Annotated in this window: 26 protein-coding genes; 13 read left to right on the forward strand and 13 right to left on the reverse strand. The window is 68.5% G+C overall.

Annotated elements, in window-relative coordinates:
- Window positions 1-63 precede the first annotated feature (63 nt).
- Window positions 64-687 (forward strand): DUF4245 family protein, encoded by a 624-nt coding sequence (locus AB0F44_RS05205; RefSeq protein ID WP_357353339.1) that lies wholly within the window; start codon window positions 64-66, stop codon window positions 685-687.
- 139 nt (window positions 688-826) lie between these two features.
- Here the strand turns inward: AB0F44_RS05205 and AB0F44_RS05210 are convergent, their stop codons facing one another.
- The gene (locus AB0F44_RS05210) at window positions 827-1,024 is read right to left on the reverse strand and encodes an exodeoxyribonuclease VII small subunit (RefSeq protein WP_350662415.1); all 198 of its coding nucleotides are present in this window, start codon (window positions 1,022-1,024) and stop codon (window positions 827-829) included.
- Window positions 1,017-2,264 carry an exodeoxyribonuclease VII large subunit gene (xseA, locus tag AB0F44_RS05215; RefSeq protein WP_355018489.1) on the reverse strand — a complete coding sequence of 416 codons (1,248 nt, stop codon included), beginning with the start codon at window positions 2,262-2,264 and terminating at the stop codon, window positions 1,017-1,019. The genes AB0F44_RS05210 and xseA overlap by 8 nt, the downstream gene beginning before the upstream one ends.
- A gap of 145 nt (window positions 2,265-2,409) precedes the next feature.
- On the opposite strand from xseA, the gene AB0F44_RS05220 reads away from it, so the two are divergent.
- Window positions 2,410-3,408, forward strand: a complete 999-nt coding sequence (locus AB0F44_RS05220; protein WP_357353341.1) for a 4-hydroxy-3-methylbut-2-enyl diphosphate reductase — start codon at window positions 2,410-2,412, stop codon at window positions 3,406-3,408.
- Window positions 3,409-3,441: 33 nt separating this feature from the next.
- On the forward strand, window positions 3,442-4,071 hold the full coding sequence (locus AB0F44_RS05225) for an L-threonylcarbamoyladenylate synthase (protein WP_357353343.1): 630 nt from the start codon (window positions 3,442-3,444) through the stop codon (window positions 4,069-4,071).
- Window positions 4,072-4,080: 9 nt separating this feature from the next.
- On the opposite strand, the gene AB0F44_RS05230 is transcribed toward AB0F44_RS05225, so the two are convergent.
- Complete coding sequence (locus tag AB0F44_RS05230) at window positions 4,081-4,524, reverse strand: DUF6542 domain-containing protein (RefSeq protein WP_350662423.1); 444 nt, start codon at window positions 4,522-4,524, stop codon at window positions 4,081-4,083.
- Window positions 4,525-4,528: 4 nt separating this feature from the next.
- A complete protein-coding gene (locus tag AB0F44_RS05235; RefSeq protein WP_357353345.1) occupies window positions 4,529-5,620 on the reverse strand; it encodes a DNA recombination protein RmuC in 1,092 nt (363 codons plus the stop codon).
- Window positions 5,621-5,692: 72 nt separating this feature from the next.
- On the opposite strand from AB0F44_RS05235, the gene AB0F44_RS05240 reads away from it, so the two are divergent.
- Window positions 5,693-6,010, forward strand: a complete 318-nt coding sequence (locus tag AB0F44_RS05240; protein ID WP_357353347.1) for a TfoX/Sxy family protein — start codon at window positions 5,693-5,695, stop codon at window positions 6,008-6,010.
- On the opposite strand, the gene AB0F44_RS05245 is transcribed toward AB0F44_RS05240, so the two are convergent.
- Together AB0F44_RS05245 and AB0F44_RS05250 are read right to left on the reverse strand one after the other, a co-directional pair.
- Window positions 5,993-6,898, reverse strand: a complete 906-nt coding sequence (locus AB0F44_RS05245; RefSeq protein WP_357353349.1) for an endonuclease/exonuclease/phosphatase family protein — start codon at window positions 6,896-6,898, stop codon at window positions 5,993-5,995. The genes AB0F44_RS05240 and AB0F44_RS05245 overlap by 18 nt on opposite strands.
- A gap of 52 nt (window positions 6,899-6,950) precedes the next feature.
- Window positions 6,951-7,733 (reverse strand): exodeoxyribonuclease III, encoded by a 783-nt coding sequence (locus tag AB0F44_RS05250; RefSeq protein ID WP_357353351.1) that lies wholly within the window; start codon window positions 7,731-7,733, stop codon window positions 6,951-6,953.
- A 45-nt stretch (window positions 7,734-7,778) separates the two neighbouring features.
- Between AB0F44_RS05250 and AB0F44_RS05255 the strand changes: the two genes are divergently transcribed.
- The 4 genes from AB0F44_RS05255 to AB0F44_RS05270 all read left to right on the forward strand — a co-directional run bounded on the left by AB0F44_RS05255 (window position 7,779) and on the right by AB0F44_RS05270 (window position 11,509).
- Window positions 7,779-8,585, forward strand: a complete 807-nt coding sequence (locus tag AB0F44_RS05255) for an ABC transporter ATP-binding protein (protein ID WP_357353353.1) — start codon at window positions 7,779-7,781, stop codon at window positions 8,583-8,585.
- A complete protein-coding gene (locus AB0F44_RS05260) occupies window positions 8,582-9,433 on the forward strand; it encodes an ABC transporter permease (protein ID WP_357353355.1) in 852 nt (283 codons plus the stop codon). Before AB0F44_RS05255 ends, AB0F44_RS05260 begins: the two co-directional genes overlap by 4 nt.
- A gap of 21 nt (window positions 9,434-9,454) precedes the next feature.
- On the forward strand, window positions 9,455-10,543 hold the full coding sequence (locus AB0F44_RS05265; protein WP_357353357.1) for an ABC transporter substrate-binding protein: 1,089 nt from the start codon (window positions 9,455-9,457) through the stop codon (window positions 10,541-10,543).
- Between the two features lie 162 nt (window positions 10,544-10,705).
- Entirely contained in the window at window positions 10,706-11,509 is an 804-nt protein-coding gene (locus AB0F44_RS05270; protein ID WP_357353359.1) for a M57 family metalloprotease, read from the forward strand.
- 60 nt (window positions 11,510-11,569) lie between these two features.
- Here AB0F44_RS05270 and AB0F44_RS05275 read toward each other — a convergent pair whose 3' ends face one another.
- Complete coding sequence (locus tag AB0F44_RS05275; protein WP_357353361.1) at window positions 11,570-13,417, reverse strand: glycoside hydrolase family 3 protein; 1,848 nt, start codon at window positions 13,415-13,417, stop codon at window positions 11,570-11,572.
- Window positions 13,418-13,660: 243 nt separating this feature from the next.
- On the opposite strand from AB0F44_RS05275, the gene AB0F44_RS05280 reads away from it, so the two are divergent.
- Window positions 13,661-14,722, forward strand: coding sequence for an oxidoreductase (locus AB0F44_RS05280; RefSeq protein ID WP_357353363.1), 1,062 nt, complete (start codon window positions 13,661-13,663; stop codon window positions 14,720-14,722).
- Between the two features lie 2 nt (window positions 14,723-14,724).
- Here the strand turns inward: AB0F44_RS05280 and AB0F44_RS05285 are convergent, their stop codons facing one another.
- From AB0F44_RS05285 to AB0F44_RS05295, 3 genes are read right to left on the reverse strand one after another with little or no spacing between them, the layout of a single operon-like run.
- Window positions 14,725-15,132, reverse strand: a complete 408-nt coding sequence (locus AB0F44_RS05285; protein ID WP_357353364.1) for a VOC family protein — start codon at window positions 15,130-15,132, stop codon at window positions 14,725-14,727.
- 40 nt (window positions 15,133-15,172) lie between these two features.
- Window positions 15,173-16,738: a PH domain-containing protein gene (locus AB0F44_RS05290; RefSeq protein ID WP_357353366.1), complete on the reverse strand. Its 1,566-nt coding sequence runs from the start codon at window positions 16,736-16,738 to the stop codon at window positions 15,173-15,175.
- On the reverse strand, window positions 16,735-17,253 hold the full coding sequence (locus AB0F44_RS05295; protein WP_357353368.1) for a PH domain-containing protein: 519 nt from the start codon (window positions 17,251-17,253) through the stop codon (window positions 16,735-16,737). The genes AB0F44_RS05290 and AB0F44_RS05295 overlap by 4 nt, the downstream gene beginning before the upstream one ends.
- Before the next feature lie 224 nt (window positions 17,254-17,477).
- On the opposite strand from AB0F44_RS05295, the gene ychF reads away from it, so the two are divergent.
- Window positions 17,478-18,551, forward strand: a complete 1,074-nt coding sequence (gene ychF / locus AB0F44_RS05300; protein WP_357353370.1) for a redox-regulated ATPase YchF — start codon at window positions 17,478-17,480, stop codon at window positions 18,549-18,551.
- A 44-nt stretch (window positions 18,552-18,595) separates the two neighbouring features.
- On the forward strand, window positions 18,596-18,889 hold the full coding sequence (locus tag AB0F44_RS05305; RefSeq protein ID WP_357353372.1) for a DUF1330 domain-containing protein: 294 nt from the start codon (window positions 18,596-18,598) through the stop codon (window positions 18,887-18,889).
- A gap of 18 nt (window positions 18,890-18,907) precedes the next feature.
- Here the strand turns inward: AB0F44_RS05305 and AB0F44_RS05310 are convergent, their stop codons facing one another.
- Window positions 18,908-20,047, reverse strand: a complete 1,140-nt coding sequence (locus AB0F44_RS05310) for a serine hydrolase domain-containing protein (protein ID WP_357353374.1) — start codon at window positions 20,045-20,047, stop codon at window positions 18,908-18,910.
- 10 nt (window positions 20,048-20,057) lie between these two features.
- A complete protein-coding gene (locus tag AB0F44_RS05315; RefSeq protein ID WP_350662459.1) occupies window positions 20,058-20,615 on the reverse strand; it encodes a QsdR family transcriptional regulator in 558 nt (185 codons plus the stop codon).
- A gap of 116 nt (window positions 20,616-20,731) precedes the next feature.
- Between AB0F44_RS05315 and AB0F44_RS05320 the strand changes: the two genes are divergently transcribed.
- Window positions 20,732-21,190, forward strand: coding sequence for an SRPBCC family protein (locus AB0F44_RS05320; RefSeq protein WP_357353376.1), 459 nt, complete (start codon window positions 20,732-20,734; stop codon window positions 21,188-21,190).
- A gap of 54 nt (window positions 21,191-21,244) precedes the next feature.
- The gene (locus AB0F44_RS05325; protein ID WP_357353378.1) at window positions 21,245-21,766 is read left to right on the forward strand and encodes a hypothetical protein; all 522 of its coding nucleotides are present in this window, start codon (window positions 21,245-21,247) and stop codon (window positions 21,764-21,766) included.
- Window positions 21,767-21,807: 41 nt separating this feature from the next.
- On the opposite strand, the gene AB0F44_RS05330 is transcribed toward AB0F44_RS05325, so the two are convergent.
- Window positions 21,808-23,001, reverse strand: a complete 1,194-nt coding sequence (locus tag AB0F44_RS05330) for a N(5)-(carboxyethyl)ornithine synthase (protein ID WP_357353380.1) — start codon at window positions 22,999-23,001, stop codon at window positions 21,808-21,810.
- Window positions 23,002-23,041 lie beyond the last annotated feature (40 nt).

The following is a 23,041-nucleotide window of genomic DNA, read 5'->3' on the forward strand; positions in this document are numbered from 1 at the left end:
TCATCTGCGGAACAACTGGTCCAGGTTTCGCGGCGTTCGCGGTCGAGTGGGACCATGGAGGGCGTGAGCGACACCGATCAGCAGCAGCCCGCCCAACCGTCGAACCAGCCGGCGAGCGAGCAGCCGGAGACCCCGGCGCGCAGCTACCCACGCACATTCGGTGCCCTGATCGGGTCGATGATCTTCCTGCTCGTCCTCGTCGTCCCGATCGTGCTGATCGTGCAGTGGCGCGGCAACCTCGAGCGCGAGGTCAGCGGCGCCAACGAGACCTACAAGGCCGACTGGGCCGAGGCCGTACGCAGCGCCCAGGCCGCCGACCTCGACGTCGTCTACCCGCGCGAGCTGCCCTCAGGCTGGTACGCCAACACCGACCCGTCCTACAAGGGCGGCGAGGAGCCGGCCTGGACCATGTCGTTCGTCAAGGGCGAGACCTCCTACGTCGGCCTGGAGCTCTCGGCCCGCTCGGCGCAGTCCCTGGCTCAGAAGAACGTCGACACCCAGGCCAAGGAGGGCGACGAGGTCACCATCGAGACCGACGTCGCCGACACCTGGACTGAATGGTCCGACTCCGACGGCGACACCGGCTACTCGGCCGAGGTCGATGGCCAGACGCTGATGCTCTGGGGTCCCAAGGACGGCGACGTACGCGACTACCTCGCCCTCATCACCACCGAGCCCCTGAAGTAGGGCCCGCCGCTGGTCGAGCCGCCGGAGCCGCTAGGCGGAGGCGTGTCGAGACCAACACGGTCCCCTCGGCGCTCGACGGCACCGTGTTGGTCTCGACACGCTCGCTGGCGCTCGCGGCTCGACCAGCGAGGCGAGGTCGTCAGTCCTGGATGGCGGCGTCGATCTTCTTCCGGGCGCCGTCGAGCCACTCCTGGCACAGCGTGGCCAGCTTCTCGCCGCGCTCCCACAGGGCCAGGGACTCCTCGAGGGTGATGCCGCCGGCCTCGAGCTTGCGGACGACCTCGACCAGCTCCTCGCGGGCCTGCTCGTAGGACAGGTTCTTGTCGTCGTCAGTCATCGGCTACGTCCTTAGTGGGCTCAGTCTTCTCGATCGAGGTGATGGTCGTTGTCAGGCGGCCGTCGGCGAGGCGGATGCTGACCGCCTCACCCTCGGCGGCGTCGGCGACGCTGGTCAGGACGTGTCCGTCGGCGTCCTGGGCGACGGCGTACCCCCGTCTCAGCGTCTCCAGGGGTGAGAGTGCGCGAGCGCGGGCGCGATGGTGGCCGATGTCGTCGGCGGCGCGGTCGAGGGCGTGCCCGACGGTGCGGCGGGCGCGGTCGCGCAGCGAGGTGACCTCGTCGCGCCGGGCGTCGATCAGCGAGCGCGGGTCGGCCAGCACCGGCCGTGAGCGCAACGCGTCCAGGAGCGTCTGCTCGCGGTGGATCAGGGCGGCGATCCCACCGCGGAGCCGGTCGCGTCCGGTCGCGACGATCCGTTGCTCCTCGACCACGTCGGGTACGACGAGCTTGGCGGCGTCGGTCGGCGTCGAGGCGCGTACGTCGGCGGCCAGGTCCAGCAGCGGCGAGTCGGGCTCGTGGCCGATCGCGGAGACGACCGGGGTGCGAGCGGCGTGCACCGCACGGATCAGGTGCTCGTCGGAGAACGGCAGCAGGTCCTCGACCGAACCGCCGCCGCGGGCGATGACGATCACGTCGACCTCGGGGTCGCGGTCGAGCCGCTGCAGCTTCTCGACGACGTCGGCAGCGCTGCGCGCCCCCTGCATCGCGGCGTACGCCACCTCGAACCGCACCTGCGGCCACCGTCGCTTCGCGTTCTCGAGCACGTCCCGTTCGGCCGCGGAGTTGGCTGCGGTGAGCAGCCCGACCTTGGTCGGCAGGAAGGGCAGCGGCCGCTTGAGCTCGGCGGCGAAGAGCCCCTCGGCGGCGAGCAGCTGCCGGCGCTGCTCGAGCCGGGCGAGCAGCTCACCGAGCCCGACCGGACGGATGTCGCGGGCCTGGAGCGAGAGCGTGCCGCGGTTGGCGTAGTAGGACGGCTTCGCGTGGATGATCACCGACGCGCCCTCGACCAGCGGTGGATTGAGGCTGTCGAGCAGGAACCGGGTGCACGTCACCGGCACCGAGATGTCGGCCACCGAGTCGCGCAGGGTGAGGAAGACGGTCTGCATTCCCGGCCGCCGGCTCATCTGGGCCACCTGCCCCTCCACCCAGACCGCACCGAGCTTGTCGATCCAGCCGCCGATCGCGTTCGCGATCTGCCGCACCGGAGCGGGCGACTCGGGGGAGGTGTCCAACGCCATGGCTGCAACCCTAATGCTGCCGAGTCGGCTCATCCTGACCCAGATCCCTGCCGAGTCGGCGCGTCATGACGAGCCGACTCGGCGCGGGCGGCGGTCAGGATGAGCCGACTCGGCGTTCTCGGACCGGGTCTCTAGACTGGTCCCCATGAGCATCGACCTCGGCACCCCACGCCTGATCTCCGACGACGAGAAGGCTGTCCTCCTCGCGGAGCCGCGCGGTTACTGCGCCGGTGTGGACCGGGCCGTGATCACCGTCGAGGAGGCGCTGGACCTCTACGGTGCGCCGGTCTACGTGCGCAAGGAGATCGTGCACAACAAGCACGTCGTCGACGATCTGCGCAACCGTGGCGCGATCTTCGTCAACGAGCTCGACGAGGTGCCCTCGGGTGCGACCGTCGTCTTCTCCGCCCACGGCGTCTCCCCGGCGGTCCACGCCGATGCTGCCGTGCGCGAGCTGAAGACGATCGACGCGACCTGCCCGCTGGTCACCAAGGTCCACCTGGAGGCCAAGCGGTTCGCGCGCGAGGGCTACAGCATCCTGCTGATCGGCCACGCCGGTCACGAGGAGGTCGAGGGCACCATGGGCGAGGCGCCGGAGGCGACCACGCTCGTCGAGGGCCCCGGTGACGTACCCAGCATCGAGGTCGCCGACCCCTCCAAGGTCGTCTGGCTCTCCCAGACCACCCTCTCGGTCGACGAGACCATGGAGACGGTCGCCGCGCTCCGGGCGAAGTTCCCCGAGCTGCTGGACCCGCCCAGCGACGACATCTGCTACGCCACCCAGAACCGTCAGCAGGCGGTCAAGGAGATCGGCGGGGCCAGCGACCTGGTCATCGTCGTCGGCTCCGGCAACTCCTCCAACTCGGTCCGCCTGGTCGAGGTCGCCCTCGAGGCCGGCGCCAAGGCCGCCTACCGCGTCGACGACGCCAGCGAGATCGACGAGTCCTGGCTCGAGGGCGTACGCAGCGTCTCGGTCACCTCCGGAGCCAGCGTGCCCGAGAACCTGGTCGAGGGTGTCGTCGAGTTCCTCAAGGAGCGTGGCTTCCCCGACGCCAAGGCGCACAAGAGCGCCGAGGAGTCGCTGATCTTCGCGCTGCCCACGGAACTCCGCAAGGACCTGAAAGCCGCTGCCGCGAGGGGTTGATCCCCGACCCGTGATGGGCGTTAGGGTCGAGGGGTGGCCCGATTTCTCGACGTACACCCTGACAACCCGCAGTCCCGTCTGATCAGCCAGGTCGTCGATGCCCTGCGTGACGACCAGCTGATCGCGTACCCGACCGACTCCGGCTACGCGCTCGGCTCGCGGATCGGCAACAAGGACGGTCGCGACCGGATCCTCAAGATCCGTGGTCTCGACGACCGCCACCACTTCACGTTGATCTGCAAGGACTTCGCGCAGCTCGGCACGATGGTCCACGTCGACAACAGCGCCTTCCGGGCGATCAAGCATGCGACTCCGGGGCCCTACACGTTCATCCTCCCGGCGACCCCCGAGGTGCCGCGACGGCTGATGCACCCGAAGAAGAAGACCGTCGGCGTACGCATCCCCGAGCACGCCGTCGTGCAGGCGCTGCTCGAGGAGCTCGGTGAGCCGCTGCTCTCCTCCACGCTGATCCTGCCCGGCGAGACCGAGCCGGAGGTCTTCGGGTGGAACGTCAAGGAGGCGCTCGACCATCAGGTCGACATCGTCATCGAGGCCGGAGAGACCCCGGCCGAGCCGACCACGGTCATCGACTGGTCCGACGGCGAGCCTGAGGTCATCCGTGAGGGTGCCGGCGACGTCTCCGGGTTCCTGGCGCTGGACTGATCGTTCAGTTCAAGAGGCGAGGGCGCGTTCGCGCTCGACCTCGTCGCGAGTCTCGATGCGCTGTTTCAGGACCCGGCGGCGCATCACCAGGCAGCCCAGGCACAGGGCGTAGCCGATGAACAGGCTGATCGCGTGGTGTCCAAGGCCGCTGACCACGGCCTGGATGAAGCCGTCCCCGGCGTCGGCGATCGACCCGGGTTGGGTCGCGGCCAGCAGGATGAAGATGCCGAGCATGATCAGCGGCGGGAGCACGCCGACCACGAAGAAGTCGCTGGGTCTGACGATCAGCGCGAGCGTCAGCGCGATCGCCACGAAGGTGAAGTCGAAGAGCAGGCCGATCTGGTCGTCGATGAGCAGATCGACGAAGGTGACCGTCAGCGAGGTGGCGGATCCGAGCGCGACAACATGGCGGCCGGACTCGCGTCCTTCCTCCCAGATGGTGCGCTGACTCATGGGGTCACGATCTCTCGTATGCAGCCTGTGTATCCGAACCCACGGTAGGGCCCGGCACACCGTCATTTTCGGCGGCGCGCCGATCATCCTCCCTTACGCTGCTCAGCCTTTCCACAGCGCGTATCTCCACCGGACGCGGCGTCTCGAGTTCATCGTCGGTTACCGATAATTCATTGAAACGACGGGCGGCCACCAGGACCCGATTGTCGAGGGATCCGATCGCCTGGTTGTAGCGGGTCACCGCGGTGTTGAGGGAGCGCCCGATCCCGTCCAGGTGACCGGACATCGTGGACAGACGCTGGTGCAGGTCACGGCCGAGCCGGTGGATCTCCCGGGCCTGCTCGGCGAGCGCCTCGTGGGACCATCCGTGCGCCACCGTGCGCAGCAGCGCGATCAGCGTCGTCGGTGAGGCCAGCACGACCCGGCGCTCCGCGGCGTACTCGATCAGGCCGGGCTCGGTCTCCAGCGCCGCCGAGAGGAACGACTCCGCCGGCACGAACAGCACGACGAACTCGGGCGACTCCTCCAGGAAGCGCCAGTAGGACTTCGAGGCGAGCTGGTCCACATGCGTACGCAGCTGGGCGGTGTGTCGGCGCAGGTGAGCGCGGTAGTCGTCCTCGTTGTCGGCGGACGCGGCGTCGAGGTAGGCGTCCAGGGGGACCTTGGAGTCGACGACCAGCTCCTTGTTGCCGGACAGGTGCACCACCAGGTCGGGGCGCAGCCGCCCGTCCTCGAGATGGACCTGCTCGGAGAAGTCGCACTTGTCCACCAGACCGGCGAGCTCGACCGCGCGGCGCAGGTGCATCTCGCCCCAGCGGCCCCTGACCTGGGGCTTCCGCAGCGCCGTCGACAGCGACCGGGTCTCGGTCTGGAGCCGCCCGACCTCTGTCTCGAACTGCCCCTGCCAGCGGGCCCGCTCGCGGTCGAGATGCTGCATCTGGTCGCTGAGCCGGTCGAGCCCCTGCATCACCTCGGCCTGGTCCACCATCCCCGCCGCGACCGTCCCCACGCTCCGCGCTCGCGCCCACAGCACGCCGAGCACGACACCCAGGGCAAGACCGATCACCAGTCCGAGCACGAGGATCCAGATCTCCATGACATCGATCCTCGCAGGGACCACCGACAATTTGTTCGGATGGGCACGGTCGGTTCGTGGTTCCATGGAGGTATGGCCCACAACGTCGAACTGGCCGAACGCGTGCGGGACCTGATGCCCGCCGGCACCACCGAGGTGAAGATGTTCGGTGGGCTGGCGTTCATGGTGAACGGCAACATGGCGTGCGCGGTCGGCGCCGACGACATGCTCGTACGCACCGGCAAGTCGGCCTACGAGGCCGCCCTCGCGGCAGGCGCCGAGCCGATGATCATGGGCGCGCGGACCATGTCCGGCTACGTCAACGTCGCCGCCGACCTGCTCAGTGGCGACGCGCTCGCCGGCTGGGTCCAGCGCGGCATCGCCACGGCCGAGTCACTGCCACCGAAGTAGCGCGACCACGGGAAGGTGATCGCTCCCGGTCCGGTCCAGCGGTCGTACGTCCTCGACCTCGGCGCCACGGGCGAAGACGTGGTCGATGCGGATGGCCGGCAGTGCTGCCGGGAAGGTGAACCCGAAGCGGTCCTGCGGTTCGCTGACCTGGGAGATGACCGCACGTAGCGCGCGGTCGCGCGCTTCTGCGTTGAAGTCGCCGGAGACGATCACGACATCGGCGTCGTCGGCCCGCAGGGCCTCGGCGAGAAGGTCGATGCTCCCGTTGCGGGCCCTGACGTCCAGGCCGCGCACGCCCAGCCGGATGGAGGGCAGGTGCACGGCATAGACGGCGACGTCCGGGGCGTCGGCGGCCGGCTTGGTCTCCACCCGCAGCCCGCGTCTCCACGACGCGTCCACGCCCGCCTGGCGCAGGTCGAGAGGTGTCGCGTTCTCCAGAGGTTGTGCCGACCAGACCCCGACGGTCCCGTACGTCTCGTGGTACGGAAGGGCGTCTCCGAACGCCCGGCTGTAGTCGTCGACCCGCTCGGGAACGACCTCGTTCAGCGTCACGACGTCGGGCGAGGCAGAGAGGATCTCGCGGGCGGTCCCGGTGATGTCCGTGTTGGTGTCGCTCACGTTGTGCTGGACGACGACCAGATCATGGTTCGAGGCGGGAGCTTCGGAGAGCTTGGGGTGAAACATCCAGCCCCAGGCCACGGCGGGCACGATGAACGCGATGACTGCGGCGGCCGACCGTCGTGCCAGCCCGACGAGCAGGACCAGCACCGCCACGGCTCCGAGCCACGGGAGGAACGTCTCCACGAGGCTGCCGATGCCGAGCGCCGACGGGAGGTGGGCGTGGAAGACGATCGCGCCGCCTATGGCGAGAAGCAGGACCGCGCACACCGTTCCACGGGACCAGACCGTGCTCCGGCCCTCCCGCTTCGCGGCCTCGGGGTCAGTCGGCGAGATCGACGATCACCGGCGCGTGGTCGGAGGGAGAACCGGTGCCGATGGCGGGGTTGCGCTCGTCGAGATCGACGAATGCGCCCGTCACCCGCGAGGCGAACGTCGGGGAGCCGAGGACGAAGTCGATGCGCAGGCCGCGGTTGCGCTCGAAGCGCTGCCGGTAGTAGTCGAAGTACGTGTACGCCTCCGGACCGGGCACGAAGGGGCGTACGACGTCCTTGAAGTCCTTCTCGATGGCGAAGAAGGCGTCGCGCTCGGCGGGGGTGAGGTGGGTCTTGCCGACGAACTGCTTGGGATCGAAGCAGTCCTCGTCGAAGGGGCAGACGTTCCAGTCGCCGACCATGGCCGAGGGCCCGTCGTGCCAGGCCTGCGCGGCCTTCTGCAGGGCCGCGAGCCACTCCAGCTTGTAGGCGTAGTGGGGATCGTCCGGCTTGCGGCCGTTGGGGACGTAGACCGAGGTCACCCGTACGTCGCCGCACGTCGCGGTGAGCGCCCGCGCCTCGGCGACGTCCTTGAACGACGGCATCCCCTCGAACCCGACCTGGATGTCGGTCAACCCGACCCGGGAGATCAGCGCGACGCCGTTCCACTGGTCGTAGCCGACCGAGGCGAACTCGTAGCCACGGGCCTCCAGTCCCATCGTCGGGATCTGGTCGGGCTTGGCCTTGGTCTCCTGCAGGGCGAGCACGTCGATCGAGTGCCGCTCGACGAAGGCCTCGACTCGGTCGATGCGGGAACGGATGGAGTTGATGTTCCAGGTGGCGATACGCACGCCCGTCAGACTATCCAGAAGACGTATTGGACTACCGTTTGAGGCGTGGGCAGCGCGACGATCGAGATGCACGGGGTCCGTCGTCTCTATGAGCAGGCCGATCTCGCCGAGCTGATCGCCCTCGACGATATCGACCTGACCATCGAGCCAGGCACGTTCGTGAGCATCATCGGGCCCTCCGGCTGCGGCAAGTCGACGCTGTTGCGGCTGATCAGCGGGCAGGAGTCGGCCGACGCCGGGAAGATCACCGTGTGCGGTCTGACGCCGAAGGAGGCGGCCGAGGCGAAGGCCTTCGGGTTCGTGCCGCAGTCGCCGGCCCTGCTGCCGTGGCTGAGCGTGCTGGGCAACGTGACCCTGCCCCACAGAGTCAATCGGCGAGGGGCGAATCGCCGCAGCGACCGCGGCCGGCCCGACCTCGAGGCGATGCTGCGTGAGGTCGGCCTGGGGGAGTCGCTCCACAAGCTCCCCGCCGAGCTGTCGGGCGGCATGAAGCAGCGGACCGCGATCGTACGCGCCTTCGGGCTGCGCCCCGACGTACTCCTTCTCGACGAGCCCTTCGGTGCGCTCGACGAGTTCACCCGCGAGGCGCTCCAGGAGCAGCTGCTGGAGCTGTGGGAGCAGACCCGCGCGACGGTCGTCTTCGTCACCCATTCGATCTCCGAAGCGGTCAGGCTCTCCGACAAGGTCGTGGTGATGGCTCCGCGACCGGGACGGATCACCGACGTCATCGACATCGACCTGCCCCGCCCCCGTCACCAGGAGCTCCTCACCTCGCCCGAGTTCCACGCCTACGAGCTCGCCCTCCGGGGCAGCCTGCGAGACGCCTTCAGCCACGGAGAGGTCGTCTCGTGACCCTGGACTCAGGTACGCAGCCGGCGCCTCCGCGGCGGCCACATCTCGTCGTGCCCACCCCCGAGCAGCTCGCCGCGCGCCGCCTGCGCCGTCGCACCCGGCTGCTCCGCCCGGGCTACTGGCTCCCGTTCGTCCTCCTCGTCGTGGTGCTCGGGTTCGCCTGGGAGCTGGGTGCGCGGCGGATGCCTTACCTCTTCGCGCCGCTGGGCGACATCGCGGGAGTGCTGAGCGAGGACCCGGGCTACTTCCTGAGCAACACCCTGGTCACGCTCAGCGAGGCGCTGGTGGGGCTCGGGATCGGGTTCGTCGCCGCCTTCGCCCTCGCCGTCGTGGTGAGCGAGATCCCGGTGGTGCGGCGTGCGGTGATGCCGGTGGCCGTAGTGCTCTCGGTGACGCCGCTCGTGGCGATCGCACCGCTCCTCGTGGTCGCGCTCGGGTTCGGGATGGGGCCGAAGGTCGTCCTGACCGCACTGGTCTGCTTCTTCCCGATCCTGATCAACGTGGCGACCGGGCTGCGGGCGGTGCCGGCACCGGTGCTGCAGGTCTACCGCACGGTCGCCGCGAGCCGGCTGGAGGTGCTGCGCCACCTGCGGGTGCCGGCCTCGCTGCCGTACGTCTTCGCGTCCCTGCGGATCGTCTTCCCGCTGTCGATGATCGGCGCCGTCGTGGCCGAGCTCTCCGCTGCGGGGTCGGCCGACGGCCTCGGCAGCGTGATACAGGTGGCCAGCTCGCAGAACAGACTGGCTACGGTGTGGGCAGCGATCTTCGTCCTCGCGGCGCTCGGGTCGTTGCTGTTCTGGCTCGTGACGCTCGCCGAGCGTCGAGTGCTCCACTGGCACGAGTCCTGACCTGAGTTGAAGGAGCCCTTCATGTCTCGCGTACGTCCGTTCGCCGCTGCCCTCACGTCGGCGGTCGTCCTGCTCGGTGCGCTGACCGCCTGCGGGTCCTCGCAGAACTCCGCCGACCCGCAGGGGAGCGCGGTCTCGGCCGAGCGCTGCGAGCAGAACGAGAAGGCCGGCAAGATCACCTACATGTCGGGCTACTACTGGCAGGCGTCGGCCTCGATCATGGAGGCCATCGCCGCAGATCAGCTGGGCTATTTCAAAGATCTCTGCCTCGACGTCGAGCTCCAGCCGGGGTCGGGTGACGTCTCCCAGAACGCCAAGCTGATCGCCGCCGGGAAGGTGCAGGTCGGGCCGCTCTCCGAGCAGGACATCATGACCTCCAACGCGAGCGGCCTGAAGGTGCTCGGCGTCTCGTCCTACTCCAACGCGGGTCTCGACGTGCTGATGACCGGCACCGAGATCACCGACCTGAAGCAGCTCGAGGGCAAGACGCTCGGCCACAAGGGCTGGGTGCCGGTCGGCGTACAGGCAATGCTCGCCGAGGCCGGCGTCGACATGGCGAAGGTGAAGCAGGTCAAGGTCGGCTACGACCCCGGCGTGCTGCCGCGCGGCCAGGTCGACGCGCTGGTCGGGTTCGTCTCCAACGAGCCCAACCAGCTGAAGGAGGCCGGAGAGGACGTCACCGTCTGGGAGCCGACCGACTTCGAGGTGCCCGGCTCCCTCGGCGCCTACTCCGTCAACCCCGCCTGGGCCGAGAAGCACCCCACCGCCGTCGAGGACTTCCTGCGGGCCGTCTTCAAGGCTTACACCTACTGCGCCGCCGCCGACCACGTCGAGGAGTGCATCGGCTACCAGCACGACCTGGCCGGCGCCGAGTCCGACGAGAAGCACGAGACGGCCATCTGGCGCACCGAGGTCGCGGTCGCGGCCGACAATCCGCTCCCGGGCAGGTTCGGCTCGGTCGACCCCGCCAACGTCGCGGCGCTGGCCGGGGTCGTAACGGCGTACGCAGGTGAGAAGGTCACGCCAGAGCAGGCCGCCTCCTGGTTCGACACGTCCTTCGCCGAGGCCGTCGTCGACGACAACGACAAGGTGATCTGGCCCGCTCCGTGATGCTCCTGATGGCAAACATAGGAATTCGACTCGAAAGTTTTGCCTGTTCAACGGTAATTTCGCCGCAGTTTCTATAGTCCATCCCTGGCCGCAACGCTTGAATCTCCTGTGGCCGCCGGCGTCAATCGCCGGCGGTCGTTCACGAATCCAGGAGGAAGAGCTATGCGAGTTCGTATTCCCATGATGATCGCCGCGGCTGCGGGTGCCGCGGCGCTGACTGCGTCGATGGTTCCCGCATCCGCCCAAGAGGCACCGAGCTACCAGGAGTTCGAGGCGTCCACGTACGTCGACTTCGACGGTCAGTACGTCGTCAACGGCGACGAGGTCGTCTCCAACCAGGGTGACCTGCACAAGTTCTACGAGTCGATGGTCTCGGCGCCGAAGCACGTCCCGGAGGACGGCCTCATCGTCAACACCGTCAGCGGCAGGGACGACAAGTGGTCGGCCTCGCAGGCGCTCAACCTGACCTACTGTGTCTCGGACAAGTTCGGCACCAACAAGGCCGCCATCGTCACCGCGATGGCGCAGGGCGAGGGCCTGTGGGAGGCGGCCAGCTCGGCCGTCGAGTTCATCTACGTCCCCACCCAGGACGCGTCCTGCAACACCCGCAACTCCAACGTGCTCTTCTCAGTCGAGCCGGTGAGCACCTCGCAGTACATCGCGCGGGCGTTCTTCCCCTCGACCTCGAAGCGCTCCCGCAACGTGCTCATCGACGACTCGATCTTCTCGTCGGGCAACTGGGAGGCGGGTGACATCCTCGGCCACGAGCTCGGTCACACTCTCGGGTTCCGCCACGAGCACACCCGGCCCGAGTCGGCGACCTGCTTCGAGGACAACAACTGGCGTGCGCTGACCCCGTACGACTCCTCCTCGATCATGCACTACCCGCAGTGCAACGGTGGCTCGGAGGACCTGGAGTTCCAGGCCTCCGACGCGGCCGGGGTCCGGGCGCTGTACGGCTCCTGATCCTCTAGCAGCAAGAGAGCGGCCCTCCCGGTTTCCGGGAGGGCCGCTCTCATGGGGTTCCTAGTAGGACAGCCCGTGCCCGAGCGGGAAGAGATCCGGGATCTCCACCGGGAGCTTGCCGCTCGGGTTCACCTCGCCGTAGAGCACCCGCACCAGCGACTCGAGCTGGTGGGAGGTGTAGCCGTAGGTGTCGAGCACCGTCGCGGCCTCGGGGAAGGACGTGACGTCGTAGGGGTTGCGCATCGCGGTCACGATCACCGGGGTTTCGGTGGCGAGCAGCGCCTTGACCAGCTTGGTCTGGGCCACGGAGGCCGGGGTCGGCTGGCCGGTCGCCGGGTTGATCTGCCAGGCGTTGTTGGTCGGCACGACCACCAGATCCTTGCCCGCGGCGGCCTCGACGGCGGCGTTGATCTGCGCGTCGGTCGGGGTGGTGCCCGACTGCAGCACCTGGGTCGTCGCGCCGCGCTTCTGGAGTCCGGCCGCGATGCCCGCTGTCGTGTCCACACCCCAGCCCGCGACCAGGACGTTCTTCGCCCCAGGCGCCAGCGGCAGCAGGTCGTCGTCGTTCTTCACCAACGTGGTGGTGCGGTCGGAGATCGCCTGGGCGTCGGCCTTGTGCAGCGGGTTGCTGAAGACCGCCGGAGCTGCCGCCGGGTCGACGTAGGGGCTCTCGAAGATCTTGTTCTCAAGCTTGTGCTCGAGGATCCGGTAGACCGACTCGTCGAGCCGCTGGCGCGAGATGGTGCCGTCCTTGACGGCGCCGAGGACCGCGGCGTACGCCGTGTCCATCTGCGGCGGGATGAGCAGCTGGTCGGCGCCGGCGAGGAAGGCCTCGACCGGGGCGACGTCGGGCGGGTACGTCGCGCTCGCGCCCTGCATGTCGAGGGCGTCGGTCACGATCAGGCCGTCGAAGCCCATCTCCTCGCGGAGTAGGCCGGTGAGGATCGGCTCGGACATGGTGGCCGGCTCGCCGCTCGGGTCGATCGCGGGCACGGTCACGTGGGCCGTCATGATCGCGTCGATCCCGGCGTCGATCGCAGCCTTGAACGGCGGCAGGTCGATCGCCTCGAGCTCCTCGCGGCTGTGGGTCACCTCGGGCAGGCCGTAGTGGCTGTCGGTGCCGGTGTCGCCGTGGCCCGGGAAGTGCTTGGCGATCGAGGAGAGGTCGCCGTCGTCGAACCCGCCGACCTCGGCCTCGACGATATCGGAGACCGCAGCAGAGTCGGCCCCGGCCGAGCGGATCCCGATCACCGGGTTGTTGGGGTTGAGGTTGACGTCGGCGACGGGGGCGTAGTCCTGGGTGACCCCGACGGCGGCCAGCTCGGTGCCGATGACCTCGGCAGAGCGGGCTGCGTCCTCGGTCGAGCCGCCGGCGCCCAGCGCCATCTGGCCGGGCATCTGGGTCGCGCCGCTGGCCGGACCGAAGCGGGCCACGAGCGCGCCGCCCTCCTGGTCGACCGCTATGTTGAGCGGGATCTTGGGCCGCTGCTGGAGCGCGGCACGCTGGAGGCCGTTGGAGAGCGTCGCCACCTGGGCCGCGTCGCCGATGTTGTCGGGGCCGCGGGTGGTGAAGTAGATGACCCCGCCGGGCTGGTACTTCGCGATCGCCTGCGCCGGGGTGTCCACCCCGTAGAGCCGCTGGTTGCCGGCCTTCGCCGTGTCGCTGACGTTGTTGGCGTCGCGTCCGTAGACCTCGATCACGAAGAGCTGGCCGATCTTCTGCTGCAGCGACATGCGTTGCATCAGCGAGACGATCTGGTGGTGCTGCGTCGATGTCTTGGTGGCGGTCGTCGCGGACGGATCCGGCTCTGCGGCGTGCGTTGCTGCGTACGGCGTCGCAACGGCCACCGCGGCCGCGAGTCCAGCAGCCGCCAACCTTCCGCGTCTGGTCAGTGTCGTTCTGCTCATGACAACCTCCCCATCTGCACCGCTGGTGTGCGGCACGGCGATTCACTCTAGGGGCTACCAACCGGTCACGGAAGAAAATTCCCGAGTCCGCACTTCTGGCCTGCCGAATCTGCACTTGTGGAGGACGAAACTCGACATTCGGCGCCCACAACTACAGATTCGCCTGTCGTTGCCACTGATTCGACGGACGAGTTTTGCCGGATCGGTGGACAGAACGGCCCCGCAGGGCCAGGGTGATCCTTCGTGCGCATCGTTGTCGGAGCCGCAGCGGCGGCCACTCTCGCCCTCACCACCCTCACCTTCGCGCCGTCGGCGCAGGCTGTGCAGTCAGTGCAGTCGGGGGGTGCGTACGACTGGACGTCTGTGAACGTCGATACGACGCAGGGGTTCCGGGCGCTGGACGCCGTCGACGCGAAGACCGCGTGGGTCGGCGGCGACGGCGGGGGAGTGTTCCGTACGACCGATGGCGGCCGGACCTGGGACGAGGTCTCGCCCCCGGGAGCCGACGAGCTGCTCTTCCGCGACGTCGAGGCGCGCTCGGCGAGCGAGGCGGTGGTGCTCTCCATCGGCGAGGGCGAGGCGAGCCGGATCTACAAGACCGTCGACGGCGGATCGACCTGGACCGAGACGTTCCGGTCCGCGGAGCCGTCCGCCTTCTACAACTGCGTCGACTTCTGGCCCGGCGGCAAGCGCGGGATCGCGATGAGCGACCCGGTCGACGGCGAGTGGCGCGTCATCACGACCTCCGACGGCGGCGACACCTGGACGATCGCGGACACGCAGGGCCTGGAGGCGCCGGGCGAGTTCGGCTACTCGGCCAGCGGGACCTGCCTGGTCACGGCGGGGGCGCGCGACGCCTGGATCGGCGGTGGCGGCGCCGCCGCGAAGATCTACGCCACCCACGACGGCGGTCGCTCCTGGTCCTCCGCAGACTCCACGATCGCGACCGGCGAGGCTGCCGGTGTCTTCGGGCTCGGCTTCCGCAATCCTCGCCAGGGGATCGCGGTGGGTGGCGACTTCGGTCTCGAGGACGACGGCGTCGACCGCGCCGCCTACTCGACCGACGGTGGCCGCACCTGGACCAACTCGGCCTCTGACCTGGGCGGATACCGCGAGGCGGTCGCCTGGATCGGCGGCCGCACCGCGATCGCCGTCGGCCCCAACGGCAGCGACATCAGCCACGACAGCGGCCGCTCCTGGAAGCCGTTCGGCGCCACCCAGACCCGCTTCCACACCGTCGACTGCGCCAAGGGCACCTGCTGGGCCGCCGGTGCGGGCGGACGGGTCGGGGTCCTCGCCCGCTGAGCTCAGATCTTGAGCCCGATCGTCATCGGTCCGCTCGAGGCCATCTCGTGCTCGCCGCGCTCGATGCAGAACTCGTTGCCCTCAGGGTCGCGGAGCGCGACGAAGCCGGTCCCATCCTCCTTGCGGTGGTCGCCAAAGACGGTGGCGCCGAGCGAGAGCGCACGCTCGACGAGCTCGTCGCGAGTGGTGTCCTCCGGCTTGATGTCGATGTGGACCCGGTTCTTCGCCGACTTCGCCTCCGGCACCGGGATGAAGAGGAACATCAGCTCCTTCGACGGGAAGCTGCGCGCGACGATCACCTCGGGGTCCTCGTCGTAGAAGAGGTGCCAGCCGGTGATCGCCGACCAGAACTCCCCGAGCTTGCGTGCGTCGGCACAGTCGAACGTCAGATGGCGGATCTGGATTGTCATGGCCGGATCATCCACCGAAGCCCGTCCGAAGTAGAACGGGTTATTCGACGAACTCCGAGACCGTACGCGGCGTAGCCGCCGCCGCCAAGGCGACGGCGGTCTCGAGCGGCACGTCCGGGATGTCGACGTGCTCGTGGCCGGCCGCGGTCATCGCGGTGACCTGGGCCAGGCCGATGCGGCGGTCGAAGAACGTTTGCTTGACCCGCCAGCCGATGATGCCGTCGGTCTGCAGGGCGGTCCGCACCGCGGTGTACGAGCCCGAGCGGACCACCAGGTAGCGGTCGGTGAGCGCGTGGCCGAGGTGGCGGTGGCGCAGCTCGGCACCGAGCAGCCCGAGGACGAGGGCAAGCACCATCACGACGACCGGGATCCACCAGATCCAGGTGTCGCCGAAGACGCCGATCAGCACGGTCGGGACGAGCGCGACGAGCGTCCACACGAGGGTGGCGACGGCCGCCCGGAACCAGTAGCGCCGGCGTGGCCGTGGCCCGTGGCCGGTGAGCGCCGCCGAGAACGCGTCCTCGCCGAGGATGTCGGTGCCGACCTCGGAGACGACCTGCTCCGGGGCCGTCGGCAGGACCGCGGGGAAGTTGTCGTCGAGCCCGGTCGTCAGCAGGTTGAGGTCGGCCCCGCCGGCGAGGCCGATCAGCGGGCCGACGGTGGAGGTGGCGCCGCGTACCTTCGCCTCTTCCACCGTCGTCGCGCGGGTGCTGGTCAGGCCGAAGCTGCGTCGCAGCGTGGTGCCTTCCCGGCCCTGCTCGCGCACGACCTGGAGGTCCCACCAACGCACCGCATAGCCCACGCACGACCCGATCGCCCACACCGCGGCCGCCCCGACGATCGCGATCGGCACGGCGAAGAACAGCATGCGCACGAACTCGTCGACAGGGACGCCGTTGACCTCGCCGTTGGTGACCCGGACGCCGAAGGACTCCCACGGGATGAGATCGGAGAACGCACCGAAGACCGCACCCAGTCCGCCGAGCGCGATCGCGAGGTTTCTGAGGTTGAGCGGGGCGTACCTGATCCAGGACCAGTCGAGCTTGGCGATGATCTCGCCCTCGGGCGCGGCCGCGACGGGCTCGATCTCTGGCGAGGAGCCTTCAGCTGAGGGAACGTCGGACGCGGACGGCGCGGGCGCCGCGTGCAGGAGCTCGCGCCGCAGCCGGGCGGCGGCGTCCTTGGTCAGCGAGTCGAGGGTGATCTGGCCCTCGTCGACCCCGGTGCCGACGCTGACCTTGGTGACTCCGAGGGCGCGGTGGATGAGGGTCGAGCTCAGGTCGACGCTGCGCACCCGGTCGAGTCGGGCGGTCAGAGTGGTGCGGTTGAGCAGACCCTTGCGCACCTCGAGGTGTGTCGGCGTCACCCGAAAGGTCGTGGTAAGCCAGGGGACCAGACCGGCCAGGGCCGCGACCACCGCGATGCCGGCCGCGACCAGGAGACCGATGAACACGTTCGCCTGGCCGGCACCGAAGGCACCGACCGCGGCCGGGATGATCGCCTGGCGCAGCGTCGAGAGCGGGCTGACAACCGCGGTCCAGCCGGCCAGCCGCTGCCACTCCGCGTCCGGAACGGCAGGAGCCTCAGGGACGTCAGGTGTGCTCACGTCGCGTCCTCAGGCGTCGCCGCGGTGATCGCCACCAGCTTCGCGACGACCTCGAGCGCGAGGGCGTCGTCGAGGCAGGCGATCTGGACGATGCCCGCCGAGGAGGCGGTGGAGACCTTGACCGTACGCAGCCCGAACCGCCGCATCAGCGGCCCCTGCGTCGAGTCGACCGTCTGCACCCGGGAGAGCGGCACGATCTCGTCGACGACGGTGAGCCACCCGTGGCGTACGTGGACGGCGATGTCGGTCACCTCCCACCGGTGGATCCGGAATCGGATCGACGGCACGAAGGTCAGCCCCGGCACCGGCGCCAGCACGAAGACCACGGCGGCGAGCCAGAGGATCCAGGTCCAGAAGCCCTCCGGGACGAGGACCGCAGCCACGACAGCACTCACCGCGAGGGCCAGCCAGATCACCGCGCCGATCGCCTCAGCCGTACGCCAGTAGGCCGGCGCGCGCTCGGAGACCTGATGTGCGGGTTCGCGCAGTCGCTGTGGTGCGTCGGGGGCGTTCACGGGCGCGAGCCTATTGGGTGGGATCCCTTTGCCGTCGGAATTTGTGGTCGGCGATTACGGAGGCCGTACCACGCGACGGAGTCGCGCGGCCGCGTTTCGGCCGTGGTCGGCGTGCGGATCTCGACCCGCAGTCGCGGCTTCGCAAGCTCAGCCGCGCGCTCGCTCGATCTCCTCGCGTTCCCCGAAGCAGGCTTCGGGGAGGCTCGGACCTAGGATTGTCGATCGTGGCACTCACCATCGGCATCGTGGGACTTCCCAACGCGGGCAAGTCGACCCTCTTCAACGCTCTGACCAAGAACGACGTCCTCGCGGCGAACTACCCGTTCGCCACCATCGAGCCCAACGTCGGTGTCGTCGGGGTGCCCGACGAGCGGCTGGCCGAGCTGGCGAAGATCTACGGGTCCCAGAAGCTGCTGCCGGCCACGGTGCAGTTCGTCGACATCGCCGGCATCGTGCGCGGCGCCTCGCAGGGTGAGGGCCTGGGCAACAAGTTCCTCTCCCACATCCGTGAGTCCGACGCGATCTGCCAGGTCACCCGGGTCTTCCGCGACGACGACGTCACCCACGTCGACGGCAAGGTCGAGCCCGCCAACGACATCTCCACCATCCAGACCGAGCTGATCCTGGCTGACCTGGAGACGGTCGACAAGGCGATCCCGCGGCTGGAGAAGGAGTCGCGCAAGGCTCCCGACCTCAAGGCGAACCTCGCCGCCGCGGTCGAGGCCAAGGAGGCCCTCGAGGCCGGCACCCCGATCATCGCCACCAAGATCGACCGGGCCCTGATCCGCGACCTGATGCTGCTCACCGCGAAGCCCTACATCTTCGTCTTCAACTGCGACTCCGACGAGCTCGCCGACGAGGCGCTCAAGGACTCGATGCGCGAGCTGGTCGCCCCCGCCGAGGCGATCTTCCTGGACGCGAAGTTCGAGTCCGAGCTCGTCGAGCTCGACGAGGACGAGGCCCGCGAGTTCCTGGCCGACGCCGGCGTCGAGGAGCCCGGCCTGGACATCCTGGCCCGCGTCGGCTTCGACACCCTCGGCCTCTCGACTTACCTCACCGCCGGACCCAAGGAGGTCCGCGCGTGGGAGATCCCCAAGGGCGCCACCGCCCCCGAGGCCGCCGGTGTCATCCACACCGACTTCCAGAAGGGCTTCATCAAGGCCGAGATCGTCTCCTACGACGACCTCATCTCCGCCGGCTCCGTAGCCAAGGCCCGCGACCTCGGCAAGGTACGCATGGAGGGCAAGGACTACGTCATGGCCGATGGCGACGTGGTGGAGTTCCGCTTCAACGTCTGAGCGACGACCCGGGTCGATCCGCTCATCCCAACACTGGAGGTTCCATGCCCAAGGGCTACTGGGTCAGCGCGTACCGCACCATTTCAGACCCCGAGAAGCTGGCTGCGTACAACAAGCTGGCTCCTGCAGCCGTCCAGGCCGGCGGCGGTCGGGTCCTCACCCGTGGCAGCCGGGTTGTGGCGCATGACGCCGGAATCGCCGAGCGCACCGTCCTGATCGAGTTCGACAGCTTTGAGCAGGCCGTCGCGACGCACGAGAGCGCCGCCTACCAGGAGGCGCTGGCGGCCCTTTCTGACGGCGTCGAGCGCGACTTCCGCATCGTCGAAGGCCTCGACTGACCGAGTTCGGACGTTCGGTCAGGCGGTGACGGCCTGGAGCACTGCGCGGACGTAGGCCTCCGATCGGTCCGATCCGATGATGCCCGGGGCCATCTTGTTCATGACGTACGAGACCGTCATCTTCTGCAGCGGGAACATGATCGTCATGGACCCGCCCCATCCGCCCCAGAAGCAGATTCGCTCGTCCGGGATGTACGGCAAGGTCGTCGGCTCGGGCAGACCGAAACCGATCCCCCAGCGCAGTGGGACGCCGAGGACGAGGTCATCTCCGTGAACCTGCTCGTCGAAGATGCGGTCGATGGTCTTCTCCGACAGCAAGTGGATTCCTCCCACCTCCCCACCGCGGGAGATGACCGACATGGTCCGCGCCAGGGCACGCGCGTTCGTGTGGCCGTTCAGCGCGCCCATGTCGGCGCGCCGCCACGCAGGCATGTTGGCCGCGGCGGCGTTAGCCGCGGGCCCGGTCAGGGTCTTGACCATCACCGAGTCTGCTGGGATCGACCCGAGGTCGAACGCGAGCGGGGGCGGCGGAACGATCTCCGCGATCCGGTCATCGTCTTTTGCCTCTGCGCCGATCTGTAGGTCGACGCCCAGCGGTTCCGCGATCTCCTCGGCCACGAATTGCTTGAGCGTCTTTCCACTCACTCGACGCACGATCTCGCCGAGGAGGTGGCCCTGGTTCTGAGCGTGGTAGCCCGATGCGGTGCCCGGCTCCCACCACGGAGCCTGGCCGGCGAGGCGCGCCACCGACGTCTCCCAGTCGTACATCTCCTCGACGACAAAGGGCTGCTCCCAGCCCGAGACCCCGGAGGTGTGGGCCATGAGGTGACGGACCTCGATCGCTTCCTTGCCGGCCTGGCCGAACTCCGGCCAGTACGTCGCGACAGGGGTGTCCAGGTCCACCAGGCCGCGGTCGACGAGCATCAGGACCGCGAGCGCGGTGATCTCTTTCGTGGTCGACCAGACGTTGACGATCGTGTCTCGATCCCACGGGAGGGTGCGTGCGACGTCGCGGTAGCCGCCCCACAGGTCGACGACCAGCTCACCATCGATGTCGATGGCGACAGCTGCGCCGAGCTCTTCACCGGACTCGAGATTCGCGGAGAGCTCGTCTCGCAACCGGGCGAAGCGCTCGTCGTTGTGGCCGTTGAGTTCCATGTGTTCTCCTCTAGTTCCCGTGCCTGCTCAGCAGTGCGACGAAGACGGTATGGGCCGCGTCGGCGTCCGGTTCTGCGCCGGCGATGATGTCCGCATAGATGTACGTCTCGGCGACGCGCACGAGCAGTCGAGCGAGATCCAGGCGGCTCAAGGCGATCGCCGGTGCCGGCTCTGTCGCGAGCAGGCTCTCCACGCGTTCGACCATGCGCGTCTGGTTCGGTGCGGCGTTCGTCGTCAGGATCCTCAGAGCGCGTTGCGGATCACGGTGCAAGAACGCACGGAAGTACGGCGCTTCGATGAGGTATCGCACGAATGCCGACAGCGCCTCGGCAGTCCGATCCGGAGTGCCTTCGGGTGCCTCCCGCAAGCAGCGTGCCCAGGTGTCCTCGCCAAGGGTCCAGAGGGCCTCGGCGAGCAGCAAGTCACGACGCCCGACGCGGCGGAAGACCGTAACGCGGTCAACCCCAGCCCCAGCAGCGACCTTGCCGACGTCGACCGGCTCACCCGCCAGCACCATGCGGCGCGCCTCGGCGATGATCCTCGCCGTTGTGTGACCTTCATCACTCACGGATTGGAGCATACGCACGGGCTGCAACATTTTCAATATTTGTTGCAGATCCCAGGTCTGCGGTGCTGATGCGCGTGGTCGCCGCCCGGGTGTGTTGCGCTGCTTAGGATCATCAAATGCCGCGAATCGAGCTCACGACGGAGGTCTCGGCGACGCCGGCGGAGTGCTTTGAGCTGAGCTTGTCCGTCGACGCGCACCAGTCGTCGATGACCCACTCGGGTGAGCGCGCCATCTCCGGCGTCACCTCAGGTGTGATGCGTCGCGGCGACTCGGTGACCTGGCGAGCTCGCCACTTCGGAATTCCGTTCATCATGACCTCGGTGATCAGTCAGTACGACGCTCCGCACCGATTCGTGGACGAGCAGGAGTCGGGCCCGTTCCGGCGGTGGTGGCATGAGCACCGATTCGAACCGGTCGCCGGCGGCACGTTGATGACGGACGTCGTCGAGTTCGAGTCGCCTGCCGGGTCGGTCGGGCGGTTGGTGAACGCCCTCGTGCTGACTCGGTACATGACGAAGTTGTTGAAGCAACGGAACGCGTGGTTGGTGGACGCACTCTCTATGCCGGAGGTCTGATGGCTCTGCGCGGCTAGGCTCTGCCGAAGTCTCGGCTGACGGAGCGGAGCTGTGATGGTTGGCCAGGTTGAGGCGATGTGGATCGCGACGGTCTTGGTGCTGTCGTTCGCCCCGACGATCGTCGCGCTGTGCCTGATCGTCCGTGGTGCTGTTGCCCGGGGACGGGTCGTCGGGCTGGACGTTCTCGACATCGTGATGGTGTTGGTCTTCGGCTGGGCTGGTGCCCTTGTCTACTTCCTCATCGCGTTCCTGCGTCGCCGAAGGAAGGCGCGGACCGTCGTCGCTGTGCTGCCTGCAATCGAGGAGAGCGAGGAGACCTTGAACCGGGTCGACGAGGCGTATGCGCGGGCCTGGGCCGAAGCGCGTACGGCCGCCGACGACGTTCTGATCGACGTGCTCCACCAAGCAGGACTGGGGCCCAGGTGGACCGAGCCGGGTCGGCCACGGGCGGATCTGTTGCTGGCCATCTGGCGGTCGGGCGCTACTCCGCAGTCAACCTCGAGACAGCTTCGTGAAGCGCTCAGTGCACGGTCCGGGTGTGCCGGTGATCTGTCTTGCGACGACCCTGTCCCCTGAGCCGGAGAGGTGCTTGGAGTTCCGCTTCAACGGCTGAGTGCCTAGGCAGCGCGAGTGTGTGGATAGGCCGGGTCGCGGCCTTGGAAGCTCAGGATGCTCGGGTTGCTGATCACGCCGTGGTCGATCTCGATCGCCCGGGAGACGGTCAAGTTCGTCGCCCAGGCGGTCGGCCCCTCCATGACCGTGCGCAAGAAGGGCAGCAGCGCCTCGCTGATCTCCCAGGTGGCCGAGTTCCACAGGTACGACGGGGTGTGGTCGACCGCGTAGTAGTTGACGCCGTTGCCGACCGTGAACATCGGGGCGTCGAACGTGGTGGGCTTCGCCCAGTCGAACCCCATTCCCTCGTCGCACGAGACGTCGACGATCAGGCTGCCCGGGGCGAACCCCGCCAGGTCCTCGGTGCGCAGATAGGTCAACGGTGCGGCGACGTCCTGGAGCGTGCAGTTGACGACGATGTCGTGCGACGCCAGGAACTCGGGGAGCAGGACGTTGCCGTCCTTCGTGAGCACCTCGCTGAGGTGGGTCTCGCCGTCGTCGGTGTGGAGCTGGGCGATGTGCGCGCCGTGGATCGGGGAGCCGACCGCAGCTGCGCCGCGCTGGGTGAGGACCTGGATGTCGTGGATGCCCTGCGCCGTGAGCGCAGTCACCGCACCCCGTGCCGTCGCACCGAAGCCGATGACGACCGCGCTGCGACGGGGCCCGTACATGCCCGTGGATCCGGTGAGGCTCAGGGCATGAAGCACCGAGCAATAGCCGGCGAGCTCGTTGTTCTTGTGGAACACATGCAGGCTGAAGTCACCGCGGCCGCTCCAGTGGTTCATCGCCTCGAATGCGATCAGCGTGAGCCGGCGGTCGATCGCCGTCTGTGTCAGGGCGGGGTCCTGCACGCAGTGCGGCCATCCCCACAGCACCCGGCCCTCGGGGATCGCGGCCACGTCGGCCATCTGCGGCTTCGGAAGCAGCAGCACGTCAGCCGTCTCGATCACCGTGGAGCGATCCGCGACCCTGCCGACCCGCGACTCGACGTACCCGGGCTCCAGCTGGAAGTCGGCGCCGTAGCCACGCTCGACGATCATCCGCGCACGGAGATCCGGGTCGATCAGATCGAGGTGATGAGGGTGGATCGGCAGTCGCTGCTCGTTCTCCATCGAGGAAGCCGCGAGCATCCCGAGGGTGAGCAGCGTGCTGGTCGACGAGCTGGTGGCGGTGGAAAGGGGTGGAACAGCGCCGGACATCCGGACTCCCGTCATTGGGGAACCAAGGTCAGCTCCTGCC

The organism is Nocardioides sp. NPDC023903, from assembly GCF_040639295.1.
GTDB lineage: Bacteria > Actinomycetota > Actinomycetes > Propionibacteriales > Nocardioidaceae > Nocardioides.

Excerpts from the sequence above, each read along its gene's own strand:
- AB0F44_RS05210 (WP_350662415.1), bottom strand. The coding sequence starts at position 1,024 with ATGACTGACGACGACAAGAACCTGTCCTACGAGCAGGCCCGCGAGGAG.
- AB0F44_RS05325 (WP_357353378.1), top strand. The coding sequence starts at position 21,245 with ATGGTTGGCCAGGTTGAGGCGATGTGGATCGCGACGGTCTTGGTGCTG.
- AB0F44_RS05275 (WP_357353361.1), bottom strand. The coding sequence starts at position 13,417 with ATGAGCAGAACGACACTGACCAGACGCGGAAGGTTGGCGGCTGCTGGA.
- AB0F44_RS05220 (WP_357353341.1), top strand. The coding sequence starts at position 2,410 with ATGAGCATCGACCTCGGCACCCCACGCCTGATCTCCGACGACGAGAAG.
- AB0F44_RS05265 (WP_357353357.1), top strand. The coding sequence starts at position 9,455 with ATGTCTCGCGTACGTCCGTTCGCCGCTGCCCTCACGTCGGCGGTCGTC.
- AB0F44_RS05270 (WP_357353359.1), top strand. The coding sequence starts at position 10,706 with ATGCGAGTTCGTATTCCCATGATGATCGCCGCGGCTGCGGGTGCCGCG.
- AB0F44_RS05240 (WP_357353347.1), top strand. The coding sequence starts at position 5,693 with ATGGCCCACAACGTCGAACTGGCCGAACGCGTGCGGGACCTGATGCCC.
- AB0F44_RS05235 (WP_357353345.1), bottom strand. The coding sequence starts at position 5,620 with ATGGAGATCTGGATCCTCGTGCTCGGACTGGTGATCGGTCTTGCCCTG.
- AB0F44_RS05305 (WP_357353372.1), top strand. The coding sequence starts at position 18,596 with ATGCCCAAGGGCTACTGGGTCAGCGCGTACCGCACCATTTCAGACCCC.
- xseA (WP_355018489.1), bottom strand. The coding sequence starts at position 2,264 with ATGGCGTTGGACACCTCCCCCGAGTCGCCCGCTCCGGTGCGGCAGATC.
- AB0F44_RS05230 (WP_350662423.1), bottom strand. The coding sequence starts at position 4,524 with ATGAGTCAGCGCACCATCTGGGAGGAAGGACGCGAGTCCGGCCGCCAT.
- AB0F44_RS05330 (WP_357353380.1), bottom strand. The coding sequence starts at position 23,001 with ATGTCCGGCGCTGTTCCACCCCTTTCCACCGCCACCAGCTCGTCGACC.
- AB0F44_RS05310 (WP_357353374.1), bottom strand. The coding sequence starts at position 20,047 with ATGGAACTCAACGGCCACAACGACGAGCGCTTCGCCCGGTTGCGAGAC.
- AB0F44_RS05320 (WP_357353376.1), top strand. The coding sequence starts at position 20,732 with ATGCCGCGAATCGAGCTCACGACGGAGGTCTCGGCGACGCCGGCGGAG.
- AB0F44_RS05285 (WP_357353364.1), bottom strand. The coding sequence starts at position 15,132 with ATGACAATCCAGATCCGCCATCTGACGTTCGACTGTGCCGACGCACGC.